The organism is Nannocystis punicea (assembly GCF_026965555.1).
Taxonomy (GTDB): domain Bacteria; phylum Myxococcota_A; class Polyangia; order Nannocystales; family Nannocystaceae; genus Nannocystis; species Nannocystis punicea.
In genome coordinates, this window is sequence record NZ_CP114040.1 from 298,502 (window position 1) to 320,598 (window position 22,097).

22 protein-coding genes are annotated in these 22,097 nt (G+C 72.1%); 13 read left to right on the forward strand and 9 right to left on the reverse strand.

Annotated features, from left to right (window positions below; translation table 11 throughout):
* Nucleotides 1-20: 20 nt before the first annotated feature.
* The 4 genes from O0S08_RS01065 to O0S08_RS01080 all read left to right on the forward strand — a co-directional run bounded on the left by O0S08_RS01065 (nucleotide 21) and on the right by O0S08_RS01080 (nucleotide 3,487).
* Nucleotides 21-449, forward strand: coding sequence for a rubrerythrin family protein (locus O0S08_RS01065; RefSeq protein ID WP_269037058.1), 429 nt, complete (start codon nucleotides 21-23; stop codon nucleotides 447-449).
* 175 nt (nucleotides 450-624) lie between these two features.
* On the forward strand, nucleotides 625-1,980 hold the full coding sequence (locus O0S08_RS01070; RefSeq protein ID WP_269037059.1) for a heterodisulfide reductase-related iron-sulfur binding cluster: 1,356 nt from the start codon (nucleotides 625-627) through the stop codon (nucleotides 1,978-1,980).
* Between the two features lie 2 nt (nucleotides 1,981-1,982).
* On the forward strand, nucleotides 1,983-2,540 hold the full coding sequence (locus tag O0S08_RS01075) for a DUF3501 family protein (protein ID WP_269037060.1): 558 nt from the start codon (nucleotides 1,983-1,985) through the stop codon (nucleotides 2,538-2,540).
* Nucleotides 2,541-2,608: 68 nt separating this feature from the next.
* Nucleotides 2,609-3,487, forward strand: a complete 879-nt coding sequence (locus O0S08_RS01080; protein WP_269037061.1) for an IS5 family transposase — start codon at nucleotides 2,609-2,611, stop codon at nucleotides 3,485-3,487.
* Here the strand turns inward: O0S08_RS01080 and O0S08_RS01085 are convergent.
* The 4 genes from O0S08_RS01085 to O0S08_RS01100 form a co-directional block, all read right to left on the reverse strand.
* Nucleotides 3,484-4,374: a hypothetical protein gene (locus O0S08_RS01085; protein ID WP_269037062.1), complete on the reverse strand. Its 891-nt coding sequence runs from the start codon at nucleotides 4,372-4,374 to the stop codon at nucleotides 3,484-3,486. The two genes, O0S08_RS01080 and O0S08_RS01085, sit on opposite strands and share 4 nt — an antisense overlap.
* Before the next feature lie 41 nt (nucleotides 4,375-4,415).
* Nucleotides 4,416-5,009, reverse strand: a complete 594-nt coding sequence (locus O0S08_RS01090; protein WP_269037063.1) for a hypothetical protein — start codon at nucleotides 5,007-5,009, stop codon at nucleotides 4,416-4,418.
* A gap of 5 nt (nucleotides 5,010-5,014) precedes the next feature.
* Entirely contained in the window at nucleotides 5,015-5,644 is a 630-nt protein-coding gene (locus tag O0S08_RS01095) for a hypothetical protein (protein ID WP_269037064.1), read from the reverse strand.
* A gap of 169 nt (nucleotides 5,645-5,813) precedes the next feature.
* On the reverse strand, nucleotides 5,814-7,118 hold the full coding sequence (locus O0S08_RS01100; RefSeq protein WP_269037065.1) for a cytochrome P450: 1,305 nt from the start codon (nucleotides 7,116-7,118) through the stop codon (nucleotides 5,814-5,816).
* A gap of 43 nt (nucleotides 7,119-7,161) precedes the next feature.
* Here O0S08_RS01100 and O0S08_RS01105 point away from each other — a divergent pair, with 43 nt between their 5' ends.
* Nucleotides 7,162-7,707 carry a universal stress protein gene (locus O0S08_RS01105; RefSeq protein ID WP_269037066.1) on the forward strand — a complete coding sequence of 182 codons (546 nt, stop codon included), beginning with the start codon at nucleotides 7,162-7,164 and terminating at the stop codon, nucleotides 7,705-7,707.
* 139 nt (nucleotides 7,708-7,846) lie between these two features.
* Here the strand turns inward: O0S08_RS01105 and O0S08_RS01110 are convergent, their stop codons facing one another.
* Nucleotides 7,847-7,999: a hypothetical protein gene (locus tag O0S08_RS01110; protein WP_269037067.1), complete on the reverse strand. Its 153-nt coding sequence runs from the start codon at nucleotides 7,997-7,999 to the stop codon at nucleotides 7,847-7,849.
* A gap of 344 nt (nucleotides 8,000-8,343) precedes the next feature.
* On the reverse strand, nucleotides 8,344-9,531 hold the full coding sequence (locus tag O0S08_RS01115; protein ID WP_269037068.1) for a hypothetical protein: 1,188 nt from the start codon (nucleotides 9,529-9,531) through the stop codon (nucleotides 8,344-8,346).
* Between the two features lie 94 nt (nucleotides 9,532-9,625).
* Between O0S08_RS01115 and O0S08_RS01120 the strand changes: the two genes are divergently transcribed.
* The gene (locus tag O0S08_RS01120) at nucleotides 9,626-10,045 is read left to right on the forward strand and encodes an ExbD/TolR family protein (RefSeq protein ID WP_269037069.1); all 420 of its coding nucleotides are present in this window, start codon (nucleotides 9,626-9,628) and stop codon (nucleotides 10,043-10,045) included.
* Nucleotides 10,046-10,145: 100 nt separating this feature from the next.
* Entirely contained in the window at nucleotides 10,146-10,577 is a 432-nt protein-coding gene (mscL, locus tag O0S08_RS01125) for a large-conductance mechanosensitive channel protein MscL (RefSeq protein WP_269037070.1), read from the forward strand.
* Between the two features lie 7 nt (nucleotides 10,578-10,584).
* Here mscL and feoB read toward each other — a convergent pair whose 3' ends face one another.
* Together feoB and O0S08_RS01135 are read right to left on the reverse strand one after the other, a co-directional pair.
* A complete protein-coding gene (feoB, locus tag O0S08_RS01130; RefSeq protein ID WP_269037071.1) occupies nucleotides 10,585-12,795 on the reverse strand; it encodes a ferrous iron transport protein B in 2,211 nt (736 codons plus the stop codon).
* On the reverse strand, nucleotides 12,792-13,022 hold the full coding sequence (locus O0S08_RS01135; RefSeq protein WP_269037072.1) for a FeoA family protein: 231 nt from the start codon (nucleotides 13,020-13,022) through the stop codon (nucleotides 12,792-12,794). Before O0S08_RS01135 ends, feoB begins: the two co-directional genes overlap by 4 nt.
* A gap of 206 nt (nucleotides 13,023-13,228) precedes the next feature.
* On the opposite strand from O0S08_RS01135, the gene hrpB reads away from it, so the two are divergent.
* The 3 genes from hrpB to O0S08_RS01150 all read left to right on the forward strand — a co-directional run bounded on the left by hrpB (nucleotide 13,229) and on the right by O0S08_RS01150 (nucleotide 17,737).
* A complete protein-coding gene (gene hrpB, locus O0S08_RS01140) occupies nucleotides 13,229-15,778 on the forward strand; it encodes an ATP-dependent helicase HrpB (protein ID WP_269037073.1) in 2,550 nt (849 codons plus the stop codon).
* A 438-nt stretch (nucleotides 15,779-16,216) separates the two neighbouring features.
* Complete coding sequence (locus O0S08_RS01145) at nucleotides 16,217-16,978, forward strand: DUF4178 domain-containing protein (protein WP_269037074.1); 762 nt, start codon at nucleotides 16,217-16,219, stop codon at nucleotides 16,976-16,978.
* A 3-nt stretch (nucleotides 16,979-16,981) separates the two neighbouring features.
* Complete coding sequence (locus O0S08_RS01150) at nucleotides 16,982-17,737, forward strand: hypothetical protein (protein WP_269037075.1); 756 nt, start codon at nucleotides 16,982-16,984, stop codon at nucleotides 17,735-17,737.
* On the opposite strand, the gene O0S08_RS01155 is transcribed toward O0S08_RS01150, so the two are convergent.
* On the reverse strand, nucleotides 17,724-19,340 hold the full coding sequence (locus O0S08_RS01155) for a c-type cytochrome (protein WP_269037076.1): 1,617 nt from the start codon (nucleotides 19,338-19,340) through the stop codon (nucleotides 17,724-17,726). The genes O0S08_RS01150 and O0S08_RS01155 overlap by 14 nt on opposite strands.
* Nucleotides 19,341-19,424: 84 nt before the next feature.
* On the opposite strand from O0S08_RS01155, the gene O0S08_RS01160 reads away from it, so the two are divergent.
* The 3 genes from O0S08_RS01160 (at nucleotide 19,425) to O0S08_RS01170 (ending at nucleotide 22,092) form a co-directional block, all read left to right on the forward strand.
* A complete protein-coding gene (locus O0S08_RS01160; RefSeq protein ID WP_269037077.1) occupies nucleotides 19,425-19,751 on the forward strand; it encodes a hypothetical protein in 327 nt (108 codons plus the stop codon).
* Between the two features lie 186 nt (nucleotides 19,752-19,937).
* Nucleotides 19,938-20,729 carry a hypothetical protein gene (locus O0S08_RS01165; RefSeq protein ID WP_269037078.1) on the forward strand — a complete coding sequence of 264 codons (792 nt, stop codon included), beginning with the start codon at nucleotides 19,938-19,940 and terminating at the stop codon, nucleotides 20,727-20,729.
* A gap of 163 nt (nucleotides 20,730-20,892) precedes the next feature.
* The gene (locus O0S08_RS01170; RefSeq protein ID WP_269037079.1) at nucleotides 20,893-22,092 is read left to right on the forward strand and encodes an aminotransferase class V-fold PLP-dependent enzyme; all 1,200 of its coding nucleotides are present in this window, start codon (nucleotides 20,893-20,895) and stop codon (nucleotides 22,090-22,092) included.
* The last annotated feature ends 5 nt before the right edge of the window (nucleotides 22,093-22,097 follow it).

A 22,097-nucleotide genomic window follows, 5' to 3' on the forward strand; every position in this document is an offset into this window, starting at 1 on the left:
CACGCAGGAGCATCCTCTACATGAGCGCGCAGAAGCTGAACGGCACCAAGACCCACCAGAACTTGAAGGACGCGTTCGCCGGCGAGTCGCAGGCCAATCGCCGCTACCTGTACTTCGCCAAGCAGGCCGACGTCGAGGGTCACCCCGACGTCGCCGGCCTCTTCCGCGACACCGCCGAGGGCGAGACGGGCCACGCGCACGGCCACCTCGACTACCTCCGCAAGGTCGGCGACCCCGCCACCGGCCTGCCGATCGGCGACACCTCCAACAACCTCAAGGCCGCGGTCGCCGGCGAGACCCACGAGTACACGGACATGTACCCGGGCATGGCGCGCACCGCCCGCGAAGAGGGCTTCGAGGACATCGCCGACTGGTTCGAGACCCTGGCCCGCGCCGAGCGCTCGCACGCCGGCCGGTTCCAGAAGGCCCTCGACGGCATCGACCTGTGAGCCGCGCGGGCGCGCCGCCCGCTGCGGCGCGCGAGCCGACAGGGCCTCGCGGACATGTTCGTTCGGACATGCTCGTGAGGCCAGATGAACGCCGCGGCCGCGACCGGCCGCACGACCTCCCGCCCGCGGGGCCGACCAGCGCCCCGGGGCCGATCTCCGAACCGCAGGGCGCGCCATGAGCCAGGGGCCGATCTCGTACAAGCCGACCGACGGGCTGTCCTACGACCCGAGCGAGCCTGTCTATTGGGACAGGTCGGCGCTGGCCAAGGAGGTCACGCGCGCGTTCGAGATCTGCCACGGCTGTCGCATGTGCTTCAAGTACTGCGACGCGTTCCCGAGCCTGTTCGAGCTGCTCGACAAGAAGCACGACGGCGACGTCACCCGGCTGAGCGCAGAGGAGACGAACCGGGTGATGGACGCGTGCTTCCAGTGCAAGCTGTGCGAGGTCCAGTGCCCGTACACGCCGCGCGACAAGCACGAGTTCCAGCTCGACTTCCCGAAGCTGGTCCACCGCCACCAGGCGATGCGCGCCCGCGAGGAGGGCACGAGCCTCGGCGACAAGTTCCTCGGCGACCCCGACCTGACCGGCAAGCTGGCGCGCGCCAGCCTCGGCGTGGTCAACACCTTGAACCAGGTGAAGCTGCACCGGTGGTTCATGGAGAAGGTGCTGGGGATCCACCGCGACAAGCTGCTGCCGGAGTTCGCGCCGCAGGGCTTCGAGCAGTGGGCCGACCAGTCGGGCAAGATCGCCGAGGAGCCGGGCGGCGAGGCGGTGCTGTTCCAGACCTGCTACGTCGAGCACAACGAGCCGCAGATCGGCAAGGACACCTGCGAGGTGATGGAGCGCAACGGCGTCGACCTGCGCTGCGCGTCCGGCCTGCGCTGCTGCGGGATGCCGGCGTGGGAGCACGGCGACCTGACGTCGCTGCGCAAGAACGCCCGCCAGAACCTCGACGTGCTGATGCCGTTCGTCGAGCGCGGGGCCAAGGTGCTGGCCATCAACCCGACCTGCTCGATGATGCTCCGCCGTGAATATCCCGACCTGCTCGAAGGGCCAGATCGGGAGCGGGCGACCAGGCTGGCGGCGGCGGTCATGGACCCGAGCGAGTTCTTGTGGTCGATCCGCCGCGAGCCGCGGTTCAAGGGCGAGTTCAAGAGCGGCCCGCACGGCCCGGTCGCCTACCACGCGCCCTGTCACCTGCGCGCCCAGGCGGTCGGCTTCAAGGGCCGCGACCTGATCAAGCGGATCCCCGGCGTCCAGGTCGAGACCGTGACCGAGTGCTGCGGCCACGACGGCACCTACGCGATGCGCGTCGAGGGTTTCGAGCCGTCGCAGCGGATCGGCAAGAAGGCGTTCGACGGCATGCGCGGCGCGGAGGCCCACACGTGGGTGACCGACTGCCCGCTGGCGGCGATCCAGTTCGAACAGCACGCCGGGACCCGCCCGCTGCACCCGATGTCGCTGCTGGCCCGGGCCTACCGCGGCGACAGCTTCGGCCCCGGCGAGACCGACGAGACCAAGGAAGAGTAGCCATGAGAGCGGTCCAGCGCGCGGAGATCGTCGACTACGTGACCTACAACGAGCAGCGGGCGCAGCTCCGCGACGCGGCGCTGGCGGCCAAGCGGCTGCGCCGGGTCGTCGTCGCCGACTGCCTGACCTTCCTGTTCGAGAACCACGAGACCATCCGCTACCAGATCCAGGAGATGATGCGCGTCGAGCAGATCGTCCGCGAGCGCGACATCCTCCACGAGATCGAGACCTACAACGATCTGCTCGGCCAGGGCGGCGAGCTCGGGGTGACCGTGCTGATCGGGTTCGACGACCCGGAGGAGCGCGACCTCAAGCTGTCGCGCTGGCAGGCGCTGCCGCAGCACCTCTACCTCGTCGGCGCCGACGGCCGGCGGATCCGCGCGACCTGGGACCCGCGGCAGGTCAGCGAGCGCCGGCTGTCTTCCGTGCAGTACCTGAAGTTCGCCGTCGAGGGCGCTGCGCCGGTCGCCTGCGGCGTCGACTTCGCCGGCGAGCTGGTCGGCGAGACGGCCCTGACCGAGGCGCAGCGCGAGGCGCTGCAGGCCGACCTCGCCGACTAGGCCATGTCCGAAATCCTGAAAACGCCAGTTTCTTGGAGATATCGGGGTTTCTTGATCTGGTCGGGGACATGACGCCCCGCGTTCCCCGCCACCAGCTCACGGACGACCAGTGGAACCTGATCGCGGACCTGTTCCCGACTCGCAACTGCAAGACGGGAAGGCGCGCGAGAGATCGCCGGACGATCCTGAACGCCATCTTCTGGGTGCTCCGCACAGGGGCGCCGTGGCGTGATCTTCCGATCGAGTTCGGTCCATGGTCGACCGCGTGGGACTTCTTCAACAAGTGGAACCAAGACGGGACGTTCGACGAGGTACTGCGACGACTCCGCAGCTGCGTGTTTCGCATGGCGACCCACCCGCCGAGCTCTGGTGCATCGACGGCACGTCGATCCGCGCGGCTCGCTGCAGCAGCGGCGGGGGGAAAATCGACGAACCCAGAAGAACCGAAGGATCACGCGCTGGGGCGCTCCCGGGGTGGCTGGGGCACGAAGATCCACATCCTGTGTGACGCACACGGACACCCCCTCCACTTCCATCTCAGCGCCGGCCAGATCCACGACCAGACGATGGTCGACACCTTGCTCTGCGGCGCCGATGAGACTCTGCACGACGAGCACGGGACACCGATGGCTTGGCCCGTCGCGCTCGCCGGCGACAAGGGTTACCGAGCGAACTGGGTCGACCAGTACCTGTTGGAGCTCGGCATCAAGCCCATAATCCCGAGTAAGGAGAACGAGGACCGCTCCCTTCGGCCTGTCGCATTCGACAAGGCCGCGTACCGGGGTCGAAGCATCATCGAGTGCCTCATCGGCTGGCTCAAGGAGTCACGCCGGATCGCTACCCGGTTCGGGAAGAAAGCCATCAACTTCGGGGCGATGGTTAAACTGGCGTTTATCCACCGCTACCTGCGCCTGCGTGCTTCATGCGCGATTTCGGACATGGCCTAGTCGGCGAACACCTCGTCGAGGCGGGTCGCAGTCAGCACCCGCGCGGCCCAGGTCTCGAGCTGGGCCTCGTCGCGGCAGTCGAGGACGCGGCTGCGCTGCTCGTCGCTCGGGGTGAAGCCCTTGAGCTGCAGCAGCTTGAGCAGCAGGTCGGCCTTGCCCTGGGCTTTTCCTCTGGCCTCGCCCTTGGCCTCACCCTCGGCGATGCCCTCGAGCCAGGGTTTGCGGAACATGTCACTCAGTGGTTCCCAGCGTCCGTTGGCCATGAGGAGCTTCTCCAGCGCGGTGCGGGCCACCCGGCCCAGGAGGGCGACGACGAAGTCAGGATAGAGGATCCCCCGCTGGTCGTCGAGCTCGCGGGTCGCCTCGAGGGCGACGAGGGCGATCTGCTCGGCGCCGGGCTCGTCGGCGTGGGCCGCGACCGACAGCACCGCCAGCTCGGGCAGCTCGCGCGCTCGCTCGGGGTCGGTGATCACGGGCACCGCCTCCGGGCCGAGCACCCACGGGTGCACCGTCGTGCGGCGGCGGCCGAGGTCGATCGGCTCGGCGCACCAGCGGGCCACCTCGGGGTCGAGCGACACGACCACGAGTGTGACGGGGCAGCCGAGGCGCGCCCGCAGGCCGGCGACGTAGACCGGCCAGGTCCAGCGCTTGCGAGCGTCTCGTTCGACCTGGACCTCGACCACCAGCGCCTCGTCGGGCCGGCCCGGCGCGCCGCCGAGGCCGAGGACCACGTCGGCGCGGTGCTCGGCGAAGTTGAGGTCGACGAATTCGCCGGCGGTGATCCGGATCGGGCCGGGCGAGCGCTCGCCGGGCCACAGCAGGTCGGGGACCAGCGCCGGGGCGTGGCGGACCAGCTGGACGAGCGCCTCGTGGGACAGCTTGGGCATCGTGCGCGCGAGTTAGCATCGCGCGCGACTGCGGGCCAGGGTCAGCCCTCTGCGGGCTCCACCGGCACCTTGCGCTTGAAGACCAGCGACGTCAGATCCTCCACGTCGCTGGTGCAGGTCAGGACGTCCTGGTCCAAAGTACAGGTGAGGACCAGCTCGGCCGGCGCGGCGATCGGCCGGCGCGGCGCGGCCAGCTCGTCGGACGGCGAGCGGCCGTCGCCGTCGCCGAGGTAGCCGTAGGTGTCGTAGCCGTCGGAGCCGATGTCGGCGCCGGCCGAGTCGCTGTAGTCGACGTCGCCGCCGAGAGGGTTCTGCTGCACCTCGATGCGGTACTTCGGCGCGGCGCTGTCGTCGACGACCAGCTCGGAGCCGAACGAGCTGCGATACTCGTAGTCGTCGTAGTCGATCACGCCGTAGTATGCGAAGTCGCCGGCGAGGTCGTCCTCGATGATCATGCGGAGGCCGGTCACGATCATGTTCGGCCCGTCCGAGTAGACGTCGGGCAGCTTCTCGCCCTCGACCTGGACGGCGCCCCATTCGCCGACGATCGGGTCGGGCTTGTCGTCGCCGTCGGTGCAACTGGTGAAGTGGAGGCCCAGGAGGGCCAGCGCGGGGATGCGGGTGCGGTGCTGCATGACGCTCAGACCTCGTCTTCCGCGCGGATGCGGGTGAACACCCAGTGCTTGAGTTCGTCCGCGCCCTCGCGGTCGCAGGTCAAGGTGTCGCGCTCGAGAGTGCAGTCGAACACCACCTCGGCGGGCGCCAGCTCCGGCGCGCTCGGCAGCTTCAGCGGCCGCACCTCCGCCAGGTCGTCGTCCTCCCCGGCGAGAGCGCCGGTGTCGCCGGTGTCGGTGTCCTCGGCCCCGCTGTCGGCGTAGCCGGTATCGGCGTAGCCGGTGTCGGGTACGACCGGCTCGTCGTAGGGCTCGTCGTTCTCGAAGAGGTCGTGCACGACCTCGATGCGGTACTTCGGCGCCTCCGAGGCGTCGACGACCAGCTCGGCCACCCGCTCGGCGTTGTACTCGAGGCCGTCGTAATCCTGCGTCGCGTAGAGCGCCAGCTCGCCGGCGAGGTCGTCGCGGATGCGGAGCTGCTCGCCGCGCAGGATCGGCTCGCCGTAGCCGGTCTCGCTCTTCGGGTGCTTCTCGCCGTCGACCTGGATCGCTCGCCAGTCGCCGATGATCGGGTCGGGGGCCTGCTCCCGGCCGGTACACTGGGTGAAGCTCAGGGCCAACAGGGCGAGCCCGGGGATCTTGCTACGCTGCTCCATAAACTTTAATTCCTGTGCTCAAGGACATGTTTTAAGGGACATATCAAGGATAGTCGCAAGTTCGGCCGGACGCGACGAGGCGGCATGCAAAGCGCAGGGCGACCTGCCATCGTCGCCCAGGATACGCCGGCCCCGGGCGCGCGGGTAGGGCCGAGCGCGCGAATGCCGGTCAGGAGGCGCGGACCACGGTCACGCCGCCCGTCGGGCCGAGCGACAGGTTGCGCCGCACCGGCCGCGGCGGCGCGGTGTCGACGAGCCGCAGGTCGTACTCGGGCACCAGCACCGCGAGGGCCTGCTTCATCTCGTAGAGGGCGAAGGCGGCGCCGATGCAGCGGCGATGGCCGCCGCCGAACGGCGTAAACTCGAACGGCGAGACCTTGCGGCCGAGGAACCGCTCGGGCCGGAACACGTGCGGCTCGGGGTAGAGGTCCGGGTCCTGGTGGAGCAGCGCGGTGCCGACGGCGACGCCGGTGCCGGCCGGCAGCTCGTAGGGGCCGAGCTGCAGCGGGCGAACCAGGGTGCGCGGGACGATGGGAATGATCGGCCACAGGCGCAGGACCTCGTGACAGACCGCGTCGAGGTAGGGCAGCGCCGCGACGGCTTCGTAATCGGGGTCGGGGCCGAGCGCGAGCAGCTCGGCGCGCAGCCGGGCGAACACCGCCGGCGCGCGCAGCAGCCACGAGAAGGCCCACGCCAACGCGATCGCGGTGGTCTCGTGGCCGGCGAACAGCAGCGTCTGCAGCTCGTCGATCAGCTCGTCGTCGGCGAGGGCCCGCCCGTCCTCGTCGCGGACCGCGAGCATGAGGCTCAGGATGTCGTCGGCCGGCTGAGCCCGGCGCGCGGCGATCTGCGAGCGCGTGAGCGCCTTGGCGCGGGCCTGGGCGGCGACGAAGCGGCGCCACGGGGTCAGCGGACCGAGGTCACGCTGGGCGTGGCGCGAGAACAGCAGCAGCGGGTGGATCGCCTCGATGGTGTCGACCAGCGCCTCGCCGACCTCGGCCATCCGGCCGGGGTCGGTGACGCCGAACACGGCGCGGACGATCACCTCGAGCGAGATCGCCTGGGTCGTGCGCTGCATGACGAACGGCTCGCCGACCTTCCACGCGCTCGCGTGACGTCGCGTCGCCTCGCGGATGATCGCGCCGTACGAGCGCATGCGGGCGCCGTGGAACGGCGGGGTCAGCAGCTTGCGGTCGCGGCGGTGACGCTCGCCGCTGACCACGATCAGCGAGTGCTGGCCGAGCAGCGCGCCGAGGTGGTCGGTGCCGAACGAGCGCGTCGCGTCCGGGTCCATCGTGAAGATCGTCCTGGCGAGCTCGGGCTGACCCGTGACGACCAGCCGCTTGCCGGCGAGGTGGAACGCGAACGGGTCGCCGTAGCGCCGCTTGCACGCGGCGAAGAAGGCGTAGGGGTCGACGGCGAAGCGGAAGGCGGCGAGCGGGGCGATGCGCGGCCCGGGCACGGGGCGTGACATGCGTCCACCTTCCACCCGATCGGGGGTGTACTACAATAGCGGCATGACCCCCGCGCGCGCCCCCTTCACCAAGATCTTGGTCCCGGTCGACTTCTCACCGGCGAGCGACGAGCACATCGCCGCCGGCCAGGCGGTCGAGGTCGACGGCCAGTACATCGAGTTCTCGCCCAGCACCGTGCGCAGCGTCGTCCTCGCGACCGACCTCGCCCGCGCCAGCCTCGGCACCGTGATCCTCCTCCACGTCACCCCCGCGCTCAACTACAGCACGATGTACGCCGGGAACCTCAGCGTCGGCCTGTCCTCGCAGGTGCTGACCGACGTCCACGAGGCGGCGCAGAAGACGTCGAAGGCCGCGCTCGAGGTGATCGCCCAGCGCCACTGCGCCGGCGTCCAGGTGGTCCTCGAGGCCCGGCCCGGGGTGGCGGTCAGCGTCATCATCGAGGAGTCGGAGAAGAAGGGCGCCGACCTGATCGTGCTGGCGGCGAGCGGCCGCTCGCGGGTGGCCCGCTTCTTCGTCGGCAGCACCGCCGACCGCGTCATCCGCGAGGCGATCTGCCCGGTCCTGGTGATCCCCGCGCTGCACGAGTGAGCGCCCTCGACGACGAAAGGACATGGCCCTGAGCACATGCTCCAAGGGCCATGTCCTTGAAAGAGGTGGTTGCGAGACGGGGGGGGAGCGGTGCGACGCGCGGCGCGCCGACCAGCGCGCCGGACCGAGGTCCGACCGGCTAGGCCGCGCGCGGCATCGGCGCGGCTGGCTCGGGTTCGGCGGGCGCGACGATGGTCGGCTCGGACACGCGCGGACGCGTGGCGACCATTCGCAGGCCGGCATAGAACGGCCGATCGATGACGGCGGCCGTGAAGCGTTCGGCGAAAATCATGCGGGCGACGAGTCCTGTGTGGCGCATGCCGAAACCATTGGCGAGGGCCCCGGAAGGTCAAATCAAGGCGACATCAATGTGGCCGCTACGGCCGCAAACAGCCCAGGAGAGCGTGTTTACGCCGAACGACGCGTCGTGGGTGTCGTTGAAGACACACTCGACGTCGCATGACGATGCGACCTTCGGGCGGGCCATGATGCGGCGCAGAGGCCCCCCGCGAGGGCTCGCATGACGACGTCGACGCGGCGCTGCGCGTCACGGCCTCGCCGTCGCTGCGCGTCGCGCGGGTGACCGCCGGCACTCGACGTCGCGTCACCCGTTCAGGTAGCATGCGCCTGCGGCCGTCACGGCGCCGCCGGCGACACCTCGTCGGCCGACGACGTGCACTCGCGGATCGCCAGGGCGCGCTGGTAAGCGCAGTTCCACTGCACGAGATCGGCGCTCAGCCGCCGGGCCTCGTCGGCGTCGGCCTCCGCGACCGCGTCGCCGTAGGCCTGCCACGCCTGCAGGTGCGCGGCCTCGTCGAAGCCCTGACCCTTGAGCTTTTCGAACATGTCCGGAAGGACAACTCGAGTGTAGGCCATGCCCTCGGCGGCGGTAGCCATCGCCGCGGCGCTGCCGAGCGGGCCCTTGGCCGCCGGGGTCAGGGCCTCGTCGCAGTACTTGCGGGCGCGCTTGACCAGCGCGACGGCGATCTCGCGCTCGATCTTGTCGGCGTCGACCTTGTCGGGCGCGGCGGCGAGGGCCGTCTCGACCACGGCGATGCCGGGGGTGTTGCGGTCCTTCAGGCGGTCCTTCAGGTCCTCGAACGCTGCGCGCGCGCGCGCCAGCGCCACCGGGTCGCCGTGCTGCTTGGCCTCGGCGAGGGCGCTCATCAGCCGGCGATGCGCCAGGCGGAACCATGTCTTCTCGACCACCTCGTGGCCGGGCAGCAGGGCCTTGTCGATCGCGGTGGGATCGCCGCTGGCGAGCGCGGCCTCTCCCGCGGCGAAGGCGGCGTCGATCTCCTCGACGAGGTTCGGCGCGGCGTCAGCGAGCTCGACCGCGAGCGGCTCGAGGGCGACCTTCCAGGCGCAGCGAGCTGCCGCCCAGGCCGCGTCGCGGCCCTCCTTGTCGTCGGCGGCGTGCTTCAGGCGATCGCGCATCCACTGGGCGATCGAGCCCTCGATGCGCGCGCGGACGAAGGCGAAGCCGGCGGGGGTGGTGTCGACGAGCACGGCGGAGATCGCGGCGTCGTCGTGGCGCCCGGTGGCGGCGTCGCTGGCCGCGACCCACTGCTGCAGCGGTGAGCCGTTGTAGGCGACCGGCGCGTCGCTCTTGTGGGCGCGCAGGGCCTCCAGGGGCGCCGCGGCGGCGTCGCACAGGGGATCGCGGGCCTTCGCGGGGGTCGCGGGCGGGGGCGCAGGCGGAGCGGCGGGCGGGGCCGGCTCGGCGCTCGGGGCGGCCTCGGGCTTGGTGGCTGGCGCGGGCGAGGGCGCGTTGCAGGCGGTCCCGGCGAGCGCGAGGGCGAGGACGAGGGCGGCGCGGAGCATGCCCGAGGATATCGCGGAAACCCTGGCACGTGCGCCGGCGATCCTCGCGCCGGACTTTACGCGGCGGCCGCGGCCCGCTAGCGTGAGCCGCACCATGGCAGTCAGCGTCGGCGGTGACGAGGGCGACGCCCTCAACGAGATCAACGTGACCCCGCTGGTCGACGTTCTCCTGTGCCTCCTCATCATCTTCATGGTGTCGGCGCCGCCCGCCACCAACACGCAGATGCCGCTCGACATCCCGACCCAGTCGAAGGTGCAGGGCGCGGCCGACCCGAACGCGACCCTCCTCCTGTCGATCGACGCCGGCGGGGTCGTCAAGCTCGGCACGCAGGTGATCGCCAGCGACACCGACGGCGTGATCGCGGCGCTCAAGGCCAACCAGAAGGTCCAGAACGACGGCAAGCTGGCGATCGACGCCGCCCCCGGGGTGAAGTACGGCGAGGTCATTCGCCTGATGGCGGCCGCCCACGACGCGGGCGTCGGCTCGGTCGGCATCGCCTCCGACAAGCTGTAGCGGGCGCACCGGGCTCGTCCGTGGGCGCGAGCCGCGGATCACCTTCGGCGCTCGCCGATTGCTGGCGTATTCGTCCGATCTGGACAATAAAGGGCGCGCGATGCTCAGCGGATTCAAGAAGTTCGCCCTGCGCGGGAGCCTGGTCGACATGGCCTCCGGCATCATCCTCGGTGCTGCGTTCGGCGCGATTGTCAAGTCCTTGGTCGACGACGTGATCATGCCGCCCGTCGGCATGGCCCTCGGCGGCGTCGACTTCACCAACCTGTTCCTGACCTTGAAGGACGGGGTGCCGCCGGGTCCGTACGACACTCTGGCGGCCGCGACCGCGGCCGGGGCGGTGACGATCCGCTACGGCGTGTTCCTCAACTTCGTCATCACCTTCCTGATCGTCGCCTTCGCGGTGTTCTTGCTGGTGTCGGCGATCGCCAGGGCGCAGAAGCGGCTGCACGTCGAGGGCTTCCAGGCCGACCCGACGCCGCAGGAGAAGCTGCTGATGGAGATCCGCGACCTCCTCAAGAACCGCCCGGCCTGACGCCGGCTCAGGTGTACCCGAGCGCGCGGCCGACCTGGTAGACCAGCACCGCCAGGACGTACGCCAGCGCCGACATGGTCGCGAACATCACCAGCGGCCACTTCCACGAGCGCGTCTCGCGGCGCACCACCGCCAGCGTCGACATGCACTGGCAGGCGTAGACGAAGAAGATCATCGCCGCCAGGCCCTTCAGCGGGGTGTGGCGGCGCGAGCCGTCGGGCTCGCGAGCCTCGCGCAGGGCCTCGCGCAGCGGCGTCTGGTTCTCGTCGTCGGCCTCGATGCCGTAGACCAGGCCGAGCGTGCTGATCATGACCTCGCGCGCGGCGAAGCTGCCGAGGATGGCGATGCCCATGCGGAAGTCCTGGCCCATCGGCAGGAGCACCGGCTCGAGCGCCTTGCCGATCCGGCCGCCGATCGAGTAGACGATCGGCGAGTTCTCATCGGACCCTTGCGACATGTCCGAATGGCCATCTTTGGCTGCCGCAGGCGACATGTCCTTCGGGGCATGCGCGGTCGGATCGACCTGGACGGCGGCGGCCACGTCGCGCCCGCTGTCCGGCGCGTCGGGCGGGCGCGGGAAGCTGAGCAGCACCCACAGGACGACGGTGACCGCGAGGATCACCGTGCCGGCCTGGCGGACGAAGTCGGCGGTGCGGTCGTAGACGTGGAGCAGGGTGTTGCGCAGCCGCGGCAGGCGGTACGGCGGCAGCTCGAGCACGAACGGCGGGGTCGGGCCGCGCAGGACGGTGCGCTTCCAGATCGCGCCGGCCGCCAGGGCGGAGGCGGTGGAGAGGGCGTAGAAGCCGACCAGCATCAGGCTGCCGACGGTGAACGGGCCGACGCGGTCGTCGGCGGGGAACAGCGCGCTGATGAAGAGGACGTAGATCGGCAGGCGGGCGCTGCAGCTCATGAACGGGATCATGAGGATCGTCGCCAGGCGGTCGCGCGGGTCGGTGATGGTGCGGGTGCCGAGGATCGCCGGGATCGCGCAGGCGTAGCCGCTGAGCAGCGGGACGAAGGCGCGCCCGTGCAGGCCCACGCGCGCCATCAGGCGGTCGACCAGGAACGCCGCCCGCGCCATGTAGCCCGAGTCCTCGAGCAGCCCGAGCAGGAGGAACAGCAGGGCGATCTGCGGCACGAACACCAGCACGTTGCCGGCGCCGGCCAGCACGCCCTGGGTCAGCAGGTCGGTGAACACCCCGGGCCCGAGCGCCGCGCTCACCTGGTCCGAGAGCCAGGCGATGAGCGACTCGATCGCGCCCATCAGCGGCTCGGCCCAGGTGAAGATCGAGCTGAAGATCGTCGCCATGACGACGACGAAGATCCCCAGGCCCCACACCCGGTGGGTCAGCACCCGGTCGATCGCCGCCGAGCGGCTCATCGCCGGCGCCCGCTCGCGCTGGGCCGCGGTGAAGCCGATCTCGGCCAGCAGCGCGTCGACCTCGCGGTAGCGGGCGATCACCCGCGCGTGCGCGGCCGCGGTCAGGGCGGCGGCCGGGTGCGCGGCCAGGGCGGCCCGCTCCTCGGCGGTCGGGCCGGCGAGGTCGAGGGTGCCCGCCGCGGCCGCAGACACCAGCCAGCGCCAGCGCGCCGCCCCGATCCCCGGCGGCGCGGGCAGGGCGTCGTCGTCCGCCAGCAGCCGCGCGCGCAGCGGTGAGATGGCCTGAGGGACATGTTCGATGGAACCTAGCGCTTCGACCAGGCGAGCGATGCCCTCGCCGGTGCGCGCGACCGTGGGCACGACCGGCACGCCGAGGGCGCGGGCGAGGGCGTCGGGGTCGACGGGCGTGCCGGCCTCGGCAGCGACGTCCATCATGTTGAGGGCGACCACCAGCGGGCGGCCGAGCTCGAGCAGCTGGACCGCGAGGTAGAGGTTGCGGGCCAGGTTGGCGGCGTCGAGCACGAGGGCGACGACGTCGGGCGGCTCGGCCTCGGCGCCGGCGAGGCAGCGGAACGCGACGGCCTCGTCCTCGGCGATCGGGGTGAGGCTGTAGGTGCCGGGCAGGTCGAGGACGGTGATCGGTCGGCTCGGCGCGAGGCGAGCGACGACCGCGCCGGCGCGGGTCTCGACGGTGACGCCGGCGTAGTTGCCGACCTTGTGGCGCGCGCCGGTCAGCTCGTTGAAGAGGCTGGTCTTGCCGACGTTGGGGTTGCCGGCCAGCGCCACGCGCAGCGATGTCGGCCCGCGCAGCGATGTCGGCCCGCGCAGCGATGTCACAGCAGCACCGCCTCGATGCGCGACGCCTCGGCCTTGCGCAGTGACACGTGACAGCCGCGCACCTGCAGCTCGAGCGGGTCGCCGAACGGCGCCCGCTTGACCAGCACCACCACGGTGCCCGGCGTGAAGCCCATCTCCAGCAGACGCAGCGCCAGCGCCCCGCTGCCCCCGACGAGGGTCACGCGGGCGCGTGCGCCGAGCTCGAGCTGCGCCAGGTTGAAGGCCACCGTCGAGGGAGCTTGGCGCCGGCGCCCGCACGCGGTCAAGCGCGGCGTGCGACGTCCACCCGCCGCCTGCCGTTCGGGACAGGTCTGCGGGAGAGATGACCCCGAGGACAGCTCACGCCGCCGGACGATCCGCTCGGAAAACTCACGCGACCAGGCGCAAACGGGCGAGCGGGCGGGGCGGCGGCGGGCCGCTATGCTGCCCCGTCGTGGCGACGCGCGCACCTTCGCAGCTGCCGATCGACGAGGTCCTCGGCGACATCGTCGCGGCGCTGCAGCGCTCGCCCTGCGCGGTGATCGAGGCGCCGCCCGGGGCCGGCAAGACCACGCGCGTGCCGCTGGCGCTGCTGCAGGCCGGGCTGGCCGGCGGGCGCGAGGTGCTGGTGCTGCAGCCGCGCCGCCTGGCCGCGCGCATGACCGCCGCGCGGGTGGCAGAGAGCCTCGGCGAGCCGCTCGGCGCGACCGTCGGCTACCAGGTCCGCTTCGAGTCCGCGGTCGGCCCCGAGACGCGCCTCCGCTTCATCACCGAGGGCCTGCTCGGGCGCAAGCTGCACGCCGACCCCGAGCTGCGCGACGTCGGCGTGGTCGTGCTCGACGAGTTCCACGAGCGCCACATCGACGGCGACGTCGGGCTGGCCCTGCTGCGCAAGCTCCAGCGCGGGGCCCGGCCCGACCTGAAGATCGTGGTCATGTCGGCGACCCTCGACGGCGCCGCGGTCACGGCCTACCTGTCCGAAGGGGCAGCCGTGGAGTGCGCCCGGATCACCAGCGTCGGCCGCATGTTCCCGGTGGCGATCGAGCACCTCGGCGAGCCGAACGAGCTCCACTCCGGGGTGCTGCGGGCGCTGGCCAAGCTGGTCGACGAGGGGCTCGACGGCGACGTCCTGGTGTTCCTGCCCGGGGCGCGGGAGATCGCCCGCGCCGCCGAGACTTGCGCCGGCTTCGCCGCTCACCACGGCCTGCAGGTGTTCCCGCTCCACGGCGAGCTGCCGCCGGCCGAGCAGGACATGGCCGTACGGCCATGTCCCAAGAGGAAGCTGATCCTCAGCACCAACGTCGCCGAGACGTCGGTGACGATCGACGGCATCGCCGCGGTGATCGACGGCGGCCTGGCGCGGGTCGCCGCGCACGACCCGTGGACCGGCGTCCCGACCCTGCAGCTCGGCAAGATCTCCCGCGCCTCCGCGGCCCAGCGGGCCGGGCGAGCCGGGCGCACGCGGCCGGGCCGCTGCCTGCGGCTGTACGCCCAGCACGACCACGACCGCCGGCCGGAGCACACGCCGCCGGAGATCCACCGCGTCGACCTGGCCGGCCCGCTGCTCGACCTGCACGCGTTCGGGGTCGCCGACCCGGCCGCGTTCGCGTGGTTCGAGGCCCCGCCGGCGGCGGCGCTGCAGGCCGGCGAGGCGCTGCTGCGGAAGCTGGGGGCCACCGGTCCCGAAGGCCAGGTCACCGCGCTGGGCCGGCGCATGCTGGCGTTCCCGCTGCATCCGCGGCTCGGGCGGCTCCTCTGCGAGGGCGTCGATCGCGGCGTGCCGGGCCTCGCCTGCGGCGCCGCGGCGCTGCTGTCGGAGCGATCGATCCGCCCGTCCGGCGCCCAGGCCTCGTGCGACGCCGACGCCGACGTCCTGGTCGACCTCGCCGACCTCGAGAAGCTGCGGCGCCGCGGCGACGAGCGCGGCCTGCTCGCCGGTCCGGCCCGCCGCGCGCTGCAGGTCCGCGACCAGCTGCTGCGCGCGTTGCCGCCGGACGCGAGGGACAGGTCCAAAGAGCTAGGTATCAAAGAACAGGAACGAGAGGACAGGCTGCGCATGGCCCTGCTGGCGGCCTTCCCCGAGCGGGTGGCGCAGGCGCGCGAGGACGTCGGCGGCTTCCGGGCGCTGGCCCTGGCCGGGGGCGGGGCGGCGCGCCTGGGGCCGGGGTCGGTGGTGCGCACGGCCCCGTGGCTGCTGGCGCTGGAGGTCGAGCAGCGGCGCGAGGCCGACCGCGGGGCGCAGGTGCTGGTGCGCAGCGCCTGCGCGATCGAGCCGGAGTGGCTGATCGATCAGCTCCTCGACGAGATCGAGGAGCGCGACGAGCTGCAGTGGAACGCGGCCCGCGAGCGGGTCGAGGGGGCGCGCGAGCTGCGGTACATGGGCCTTTTGCTCGAGCGCACGACCAGCGCGCGGCTGCCGCCCGCGGCCAGCGAGCTGCTGCGCACGCAGGCGCAGGCGGCCGGGCCCGAGCGGTTCGTGGGCGACCCGGATGCTTTGCGCGGGCTGATGGCGCGCTCGGCGTTCGTGGCGGCGCACGTGCCCGGGGCGCCGGTGATCACCGAGGCGGTCGCGCGCGAGGTGCTGGCCGAGCTGTGCGAGGGCCGGACCAGCTTCGCCGAGCTGCGGGCGGCCGACCTGTTCGGCCAGCTGCTCGCGCGCGTGGCGGGAGGCGGCGGGCTCGAGCGCCTGGCCCCGACGCACGTGCAGCTGCCGGGAGGTCGCCGCGCCGCGGTCCACTACGAGCCCGACAAGCCGCCGTGGCTGGCCTCGCGCCTGCAAGACTTCTTCGGCATGAGCCGCGGGCCCCACATCGCCGGCGGCAAGGTCCCGCTGGTGCTTCACCTCCTGGCCCCCAACGGCCGCGCCGAGCAGGTCACCACCGACCTCGCCGGCTTCTGGGACCGCCACTACCCCGAGGTCCGCAAGGCGCTGATGCGCCGCTACCCCCGCCACTCGTGGCCGGAAGACCCACGGACCGCGGCGCCGCCGACGCCCCGCAGGTAGGATGCCGGGCGCGGGCATGTCCGTTCGGACATGTCCGAAGATATCTGTGATTCCGACGCCGACGTGTGTTCGCCCGACATCGCCGAGGGTGGCCTCCTGTGAGGACGGCTCGCCGTGTTCATCATGTCCCTTTGGACATGTCTGAACATGCATGTCACTCCGCCGCCGACATGCGTTCGCTCGACATGTTTCAAAAGACATGTCCCTTCGGACCGCCGAGGGGCGCGCCGGCGCGCGCGCGGCGGGGGCGGTCGCGGGGGCAGGAGAGGCGTCGTCGGACCCGCTGCGGACCGGCGCCGCAGGCCGCACCTCGCGCGGGGGGCGATCGGCCCGGCGCGACCTCGCGGCAGGGCCGGCGTGCGGCGGTCCCAGCAAGCGCGGCCTCCCGCCGGCCGGGGCCGCATGCTAAAAGCAAGCGTCGAGGGCCACAGCTCCCGCATGTTGACGCTCGCCTCCTTGCTCGCCGCCATGACCATCGCCGGTGCCTTTTGGGTCGGGATCCTCGCCGCCCGGCGGCTCCGTGACTGGGGCGACCGGCGGCAGCTCACCGAGGGCGACGGCCCGCATCCGCCGCTCGCCCTCGCGGCCGCGGCCTCCGTGTCGACCACCTCCGGATCGATCCCCGGCGACCCCGTGAGCCAGAAGATCCGCGCGCGCGTCGCCCAGCGCCTCCAGGGTCGCCTCCAGCCGGCCCCCGCGCCGCGCGCCGCCCCCGACACCCCCGACGGGCCCGAGCTCACCCTCACCTCGCTGCGCCAGGGCGACGTCATCGTCGTCGAGACCGGCGACCCCAACCTCGACGGCGACTACCTGGTCGACGGCGTGGTCAACCTCAAGGAGGGCGCGACGGCCACCGTGATCGCGGTGATGACCGACGCCGACCGCCACCGCTGGCTGATCGGTTCGCCCGACCAGGAGCGGTGGCTGCTCGCCGAGCCGGTCCGCGGCCACGGCCTGTCGGGCGAGCCGCCGCGCCACATCCCGCACCAGGAGCACACCTACGCGCTCGAGCGGCGCGGTCAGGCCAGCGCCGCCGGCGTCGGCATGCACGGGCGCCCCGCGCTGCCGCGGGTCGCCACCTATGTCTACCGCGCGGCTGCCGACCGCGCGCTGTGGGTCGAGCGCTGGGGCGACCAGGTGCTGGTGGGCGCGGCCACGGCGATCCCGCAGCACGCGGTCCAGTTCCTGCCGGGGTCGTAGCGCTTGCCCGTCGAGCCCGCTCTCCGGTGGGTCTGCCGCCCGCCGCCCGGCGCGACGATCACCACGGTCACGATCCTGCGCTTCCCGCCGGGCCAGCGGCTGTGGGCCTTCCAGCAGATGGGCCGCGCCCGCGCCCCGCTGGCCGCCACCCCGGGCCTGGAGTTCTGGCGCCTGTGCGGCTGCGGCGGCGGCCTCGGCTTCTCCGCCCGGCCCGACCTGTCGCGCTACGCGCTGGTCGCAACCTGGTCTTCGGAGCATGTCCTCGAGGACTTCTTCGCGCGGAGCGGGCTGTTCGCCGCCTACCGCGCGCGCGCCAGCGAGGCGTGGACGGTCGCGCTGCTGACGGCGCGCGGCCGCGGCAGCTGGGGCGGGACCTGTCCGTTCGGACCTGGCCTGAAAGACCTGCCCCAAGGGCTACCCGTGGTCGCGATCACCCGCGCTCGCCTGCGCCTGCGGGGCTTCTTCAACTTCTGGGCCCGGGTGCCGGCGATCAACCGCCGGCTGGTGCGCGCGCCGGGCCTGCGGGCGGCGCTAGGGATCGGCGAGCTGCCGTGGATCCGTCCGGTCACGTTCAGCGTGTGGGACGACGCCGAGAGCCTCGAGCAGTTCGCGTGGGCCGGCTCGAACCACCAGGCGGCCGCCCGCGCGGCGCTGGCCCGCCGATGGTTCGCCGAGGACCTGTTCTTCCGCTTCGCCGCCGTCGGCGCGGCCGGCACCCTCGACGGCCGCGAGCCGGCGTTCGCGTTCACAGCGTCTTGAGGTACTCGAGCACCGCGCGGCGCTGCTCCGGCGTGAGGTGGTCGCCGAAGGTGTGGCCCGCGTTGCCGTGGGCGAGGATCGTCGTGTCGTAGATGAACTTGCGCTCGTCGTCGGAGGCGCCGATCTGGCCGTAGGGAGTCGCGACGAACGGCCAGCCGAGCGCGTCCTCGTCGAAGTTGGTCGAGTCGAAGTCGACCCGCTTCCAGTACTTGGGGCGCTTCGTGCTGTCGAGGACGAGCTCGATGGTGGGCACCGAGCCGTTGTGGAGGAACGGGCCGGTCGCCCACACCCCGTCGAGCGGCGGGGCCATGTAGCCCGGGAACGGGTCGGCGGGCTCCATGCGGGTGATCTGGCCGAACCAGCTCTCGTTGTACCAGTCGACCAGGTAGGGCGCGTACTTGGTGCCGCCCTCGGCGACCACCGGGTCGGTGCCGATGACGTCGAGCGGGAACAGCAGGTTGGGGTACGTGTCCTGCGCGTCGTCGGCCGCGTAGGTGCCGTGGCAGCCGGCGCAGTTGGCCAGGAACACGTCCTCGCCCTCGCTCGCCAGCGCCGCGTCGATCGCCAGCGGGTACTTCGGCGCCTGCACCGAGCGGATGAAGGCCTGGATGTGGTGGAAGTAGGTGTCGATCTGCTCGGCCTCCTGGACCGAGTCGGTGCACAGCGCCGAGGCCAGCATCATCGTGCCGCGGTGGTCGCCGCGGGCCATGCCGTTGTAGAACAGCGCGTGCTTCTTCTTGGCCCGCCACCACGGCGGCGGGTCGGAGGCGACGGTCATGTCGGGCAGCGGGTACTGCAGCTCGTCGAACCACTCGAGCGTGTCCTTGTCGCGGTGCGCCACCAGGGTCACTGCGATCATCTCGGCCGGGTTGGTGCCGACGGTGCGCATGACTGTCTCGGGCCCGAGCGCCTTGGTGCGGTTGAGGAAGCGCGTGAACTCCTCGAGCCCGGGGATCGGGATGTCGGGGATCCACACGTTCTGCAGCATCTGGCTGATGTCGTCGGTGAAGTCGAAGTCGGCGGTGCCGAGGCCGACGATCAGCTGGCCGTTGAACGAGCCGGCGTGGCACTGCAGGCAGTTCTGACTGACGATGTCGGCGCCGTTCTTGGTGTGGACGTTCCAGTGATACGGGACCTCGGCGTTCTTGCCGGTGCGCCCGGGCAGCGGCGGCCTGTCGGCCCAGACGCCGACGATCGGCTTGACCAGCGGCCACAGGGCCCACGGGACCCCGCACGAGACGTAGCCCCTGGTGAGCAGCGCCTCGTAGCCGAGCGCGGGGTCGCCGTCCTTCTGCGGCTCCTCCGGGATGTACACGCCCTGGTCCCACGGGCCGGGGCCGAAGCCGCCCTCGCCGGTGGTGCCGCTGCTGCTGGTGGCGTCGCTGGTGGCGTCGCCGGTGGTCGTGGTCGGCGCGGGCGCGGTGCCGCTGCCCTCGCTGCCCGGAGAGTCGCTCGCACCGCCCGAGCTCGCGTCCAGGGTTGCGCCGCCGCTGCCGTCGCCGCTGGTGTCGCCGGTGCTGCCGCTCTGGGTGCTGCCGCCGGCGTCGCCGCAGGCCGCGAAGAGGAGCGAGACGGACAACAAGCCAGGGGCGCGCCAGGACATGTCTCCAAGCTACGACCGGGGCGCGCCGGCGGGCAAGTCCCCGCCCGACCCCACGGGCCGCGGCTTCGCCTATCCTGAGGCGCCATGAAGTTCGGCCCCTGGTACCCGCTCGCCGAGGCCGCGGACCGCCTGCCCGCCGCGCCGGGTGTGCTGCAGGTCCGCGTGCGCGAGGGCCTCGTCCGCTACCCGCGAGGCAAGAGCGCGATGATCCACTACGCGGGCGCCGCCGACGTCTCCGGGCTCGCGGCAGCGCTGGCCGGCCGCCACCCGGGCGCGCAGTGGCTGTGCCGCGCCAGCGTCGGCCCGTGCCCCGACCCCACGGCCGCGGCCGCCGGCCTGCTGGCCGACTTCGACGAGCGCTTCGGGTCATGTCCGAAAGTACCTGGCCCTGAGGACATGATTGAAAGATAACCTCGTTCGCGCGCCCGGGACCGCGCCTGTCGCTGTCTGTCCGACCTCGCCGCACCGTGGGGCTGCGGGTCCGCAGGCGGGGAATTCGCGCGGGGTTGACCCGGGGGGCGCCCGGGTCGGATAGTCCTGGAACTTCGTCGAGTGCGCCGGTCCAAGGCGCGGATGTACCCCCCTTCGAGGTCGACCGTGAAATCAACGATCCTGTCCCTCTCGCTCCTCCTCGCGCTCGCCGGCTGCGACGCCGCGATCATCGCCAACCAGCGGGCGGCCGCCGAGGCCGAGGCCGAGGCCGACGTGGCGGTGAAGGCGGGGCCCGACGGCGTGGTGGCCGTCGAGGCCGCGCCCGCCAAGGACGGCGACGTCAAGGTCGCGGCCAACGTCGACGTCAAGGTCGAGCTCAAGCCCGAGGCCCTCGACCTCGAGACGGTCACGTACCTGGTCAAGAAGGGCAAGGTCAAGGACGCCGACGCGCTCGAGAAGAAGCTCAACAACCCGAAAGAGAAGCTGCACAGCATCGACATCGACGGCGACGGCAAGCTCGACAAGATCCAGATCGTCGAGGTCAAGCAGGGCGACACGATCATCTTCGAGCTGCACGCGTTCCCGTCGGGGAAGAAGGACAAGGACGCGTTCGTGATCGTCGGCTACGTCAACTTCACGGCCGACAAGACCACCAACGTCCTGGTCGTCAAGGCCACCTACGCGCCGGTCTTCATCGGCTACGAGACGATCGTCTACGACTACAACGTGCCGATCGTGGTCAAGAACGACGTCGTGGTCGTCACCGGCGGGGTCGGCTTCTACGGCTGGCTGTACGCGCCGCGTCCGGCCTACGTCGGCGTGGTCGTGTGGGAGGCGCCGACGGTGGTCATCGACGTCCACCACGACGGCTGCTGGCCGCCCGGCCACTGCAAGCACGACCACCACCACAAGCACCACAAGCACAAGCACAAGGGCAAGGGGAAGCACTGGCACTGAGGGGCGAGCGGGTCGCGGGCCGCGGGCGTTGACGCTCGCCGCCGGCCGCTCGCGCGGGCCGTGACTGCGCGACCTGTCCCTCGGGACTAGTCGAGCCCGCGCGCCGGGGAACTTCCCCGGGGTCGCCACGGCCGCGGGCGTCTGGTACCGTCTCGCGGCCTCGATGACCCCGGACTCACCCATCGCGCGCCTCGGCGACCGCAGCCTGTTCCCCGACCTGCAGCCGCGGGCGTACCTCAACCACGCCGCGGTGTCGCCGTGGTCGGCGCCGGTGCAGGCGGCGGTGGCCGCAGTCGCCGACGACTACGCCCGCCGCGGAGCCGGGGTCATCCCGAAGTGGATTCAGCAGCGCGCCCGCCTGCGCGCGGCGATCGCCGGGCTCATCGGCGCCGAGGCGACCGACATCGCCCTGATCCCCAACACCACCCGCGGCGTCACGGATGTCGCTTTGTGCATGTCCTGGCGGCCAGGTGAGCGCGTGCTGCTGTTCCAGGGCGAGTTCCCGGCCAACGTCACCCCGTGGCAGCAGGCGGCCGAGCTGGTCGGGCTGTCGGTCGAGATGCTGCCGCTGGCCGACTTCGCCCGCTCGCCCGCCGAGGGGCTCGCCGCGCTCCAAATCGCCCTCGCCGCCGGCGGCGTCCGCCTGGTCGCGGTCTCGGCGGTGCAGTTCCAGAGCGGCCTGCGCATGCCGCTCGCGGCTATGGCCGACGCCTGCCACGCGGCCGGCGCCGAGCTGTTCGTCGACGGCATCCAGGCCGTGGGGGCCGTCCCGCTCGACGTCCGCGAGGCCCGCATCGACTATCTCAGCGTCGGCGGTCACAAGTGGCTCATGGGCTGCGAGGGCCTCGGCTTCCTCTACGTCCGGCCCGAGCGGCTGGGCCAATTGCGCCCGCGCGTGGCCGGCTGGCTGAGCCACGAGGATGGCCTTCGGTTCCTGCTCGAAGGAGCAGGTCACCTGCGCTACGACCGGCCGATCCGCCGCAGCGTCGACTTCATCGAGGGCGGCGCCGGCAACACCGTCGGCTGCGCCGCCCTCGAGGCCGCGATCGGCCTCCTGGCCCAGCTCGGGCCGGCGGCGGTGTGGGCCCACGTGCAGGCCTACCTCGACCTGCTCGAGGCGGGGCTCATCGCCCGCGGGTTCGTCAGCCTGCGCTCGCGCGACCCGGCGGCCCGCTCGTGCATCCTCAGCGTGCTGCCGCCCAACCCCGGCGACGTGCTCGGCCTCCAGCGCGAGCTCGTCGAGCGCGGCGTCGCCTGCTCCACTCCGGACGGCCTGCTGCGGTTCTCGCCGCACTGGCCCAACCACCCCGACGAGGTGCCGTTCGTCCTCGACGCCGTCGACGGCGCGCTCGGCCACGGATAAGGACC

Excerpts from the sequence above, each read along its gene's own strand:
- O0S08_RS01065 (WP_269037058.1), top strand. The coding sequence starts at position 21 with ATGAGCGCGCAGAAGCTGAACGGCACCAAGACCCACCAGAACTTGAAG.
- O0S08_RS01070 (WP_269037059.1), top strand. The coding sequence starts at position 625 with ATGAGCCAGGGGCCGATCTCGTACAAGCCGACCGACGGGCTGTCCTAC.
- O0S08_RS01075 (WP_269037060.1), top strand. The coding sequence starts at position 1,983 with ATGAGAGCGGTCCAGCGCGCGGAGATCGTCGACTACGTGACCTACAAC.
- O0S08_RS01080 (WP_269037061.1), top strand. The coding sequence starts at position 2,609 with ATGACGCCCCGCGTTCCCCGCCACCAGCTCACGGACGACCAGTGGAAC.
- O0S08_RS01085 (WP_269037062.1), bottom strand. The coding sequence starts at position 4,374 with ATGCCCAAGCTGTCCCACGAGGCGCTCGTCCAGCTGGTCCGCCACGCC.
- O0S08_RS01090 (WP_269037063.1), bottom strand. The coding sequence starts at position 5,009 with ATGCAGCACCGCACCCGCATCCCCGCGCTGGCCCTCCTGGGCCTCCAC.
- O0S08_RS01095 (WP_269037064.1), bottom strand. The coding sequence starts at position 5,644 with ATGGAGCAGCGTAGCAAGATCCCCGGGCTCGCCCTGTTGGCCCTGAGC.
- O0S08_RS01100 (WP_269037065.1), bottom strand. The coding sequence starts at position 7,118 with ATGTCACGCCCCGTGCCCGGGCCGCGCATCGCCCCGCTCGCCGCCTTC.
- O0S08_RS01105 (WP_269037066.1), top strand. The coding sequence starts at position 7,162 with ATGACCCCCGCGCGCGCCCCCTTCACCAAGATCTTGGTCCCGGTCGAC.
- O0S08_RS01110 (WP_269037067.1), bottom strand. The coding sequence starts at position 7,999 with ATGATTTTCGCCGAACGCTTCACGGCCGCCGTCATCGATCGGCCGTTC.
- O0S08_RS01115 (WP_269037068.1), bottom strand. The coding sequence starts at position 9,531 with ATGCTCCGCGCCGCCCTCGTCCTCGCCCTCGCGCTCGCCGGGACCGCC.
- O0S08_RS01120 (WP_269037069.1), top strand. The coding sequence starts at position 9,626 with ATGGCAGTCAGCGTCGGCGGTGACGAGGGCGACGCCCTCAACGAGATC.
- mscL (WP_269037070.1), top strand. The coding sequence starts at position 10,146 with ATGCTCAGCGGATTCAAGAAGTTCGCCCTGCGCGGGAGCCTGGTCGAC.
- O0S08_RS01145 (WP_269037074.1), top strand. The coding sequence starts at position 16,217 with ATGTTGACGCTCGCCTCCTTGCTCGCCGCCATGACCATCGCCGGTGCC.
- O0S08_RS01155 (WP_269037076.1), bottom strand. The coding sequence starts at position 19,340 with ATGTCCTGGCGCGCCCCTGGCTTGTTGTCCGTCTCGCTCCTCTTCGCG.
- O0S08_RS01160 (WP_269037077.1), top strand. The coding sequence starts at position 19,425 with ATGAAGTTCGGCCCCTGGTACCCGCTCGCCGAGGCCGCGGACCGCCTG.
- O0S08_RS01170 (WP_269037079.1), top strand. The coding sequence starts at position 20,893 with ATGACCCCGGACTCACCCATCGCGCGCCTCGGCGACCGCAGCCTGTTC.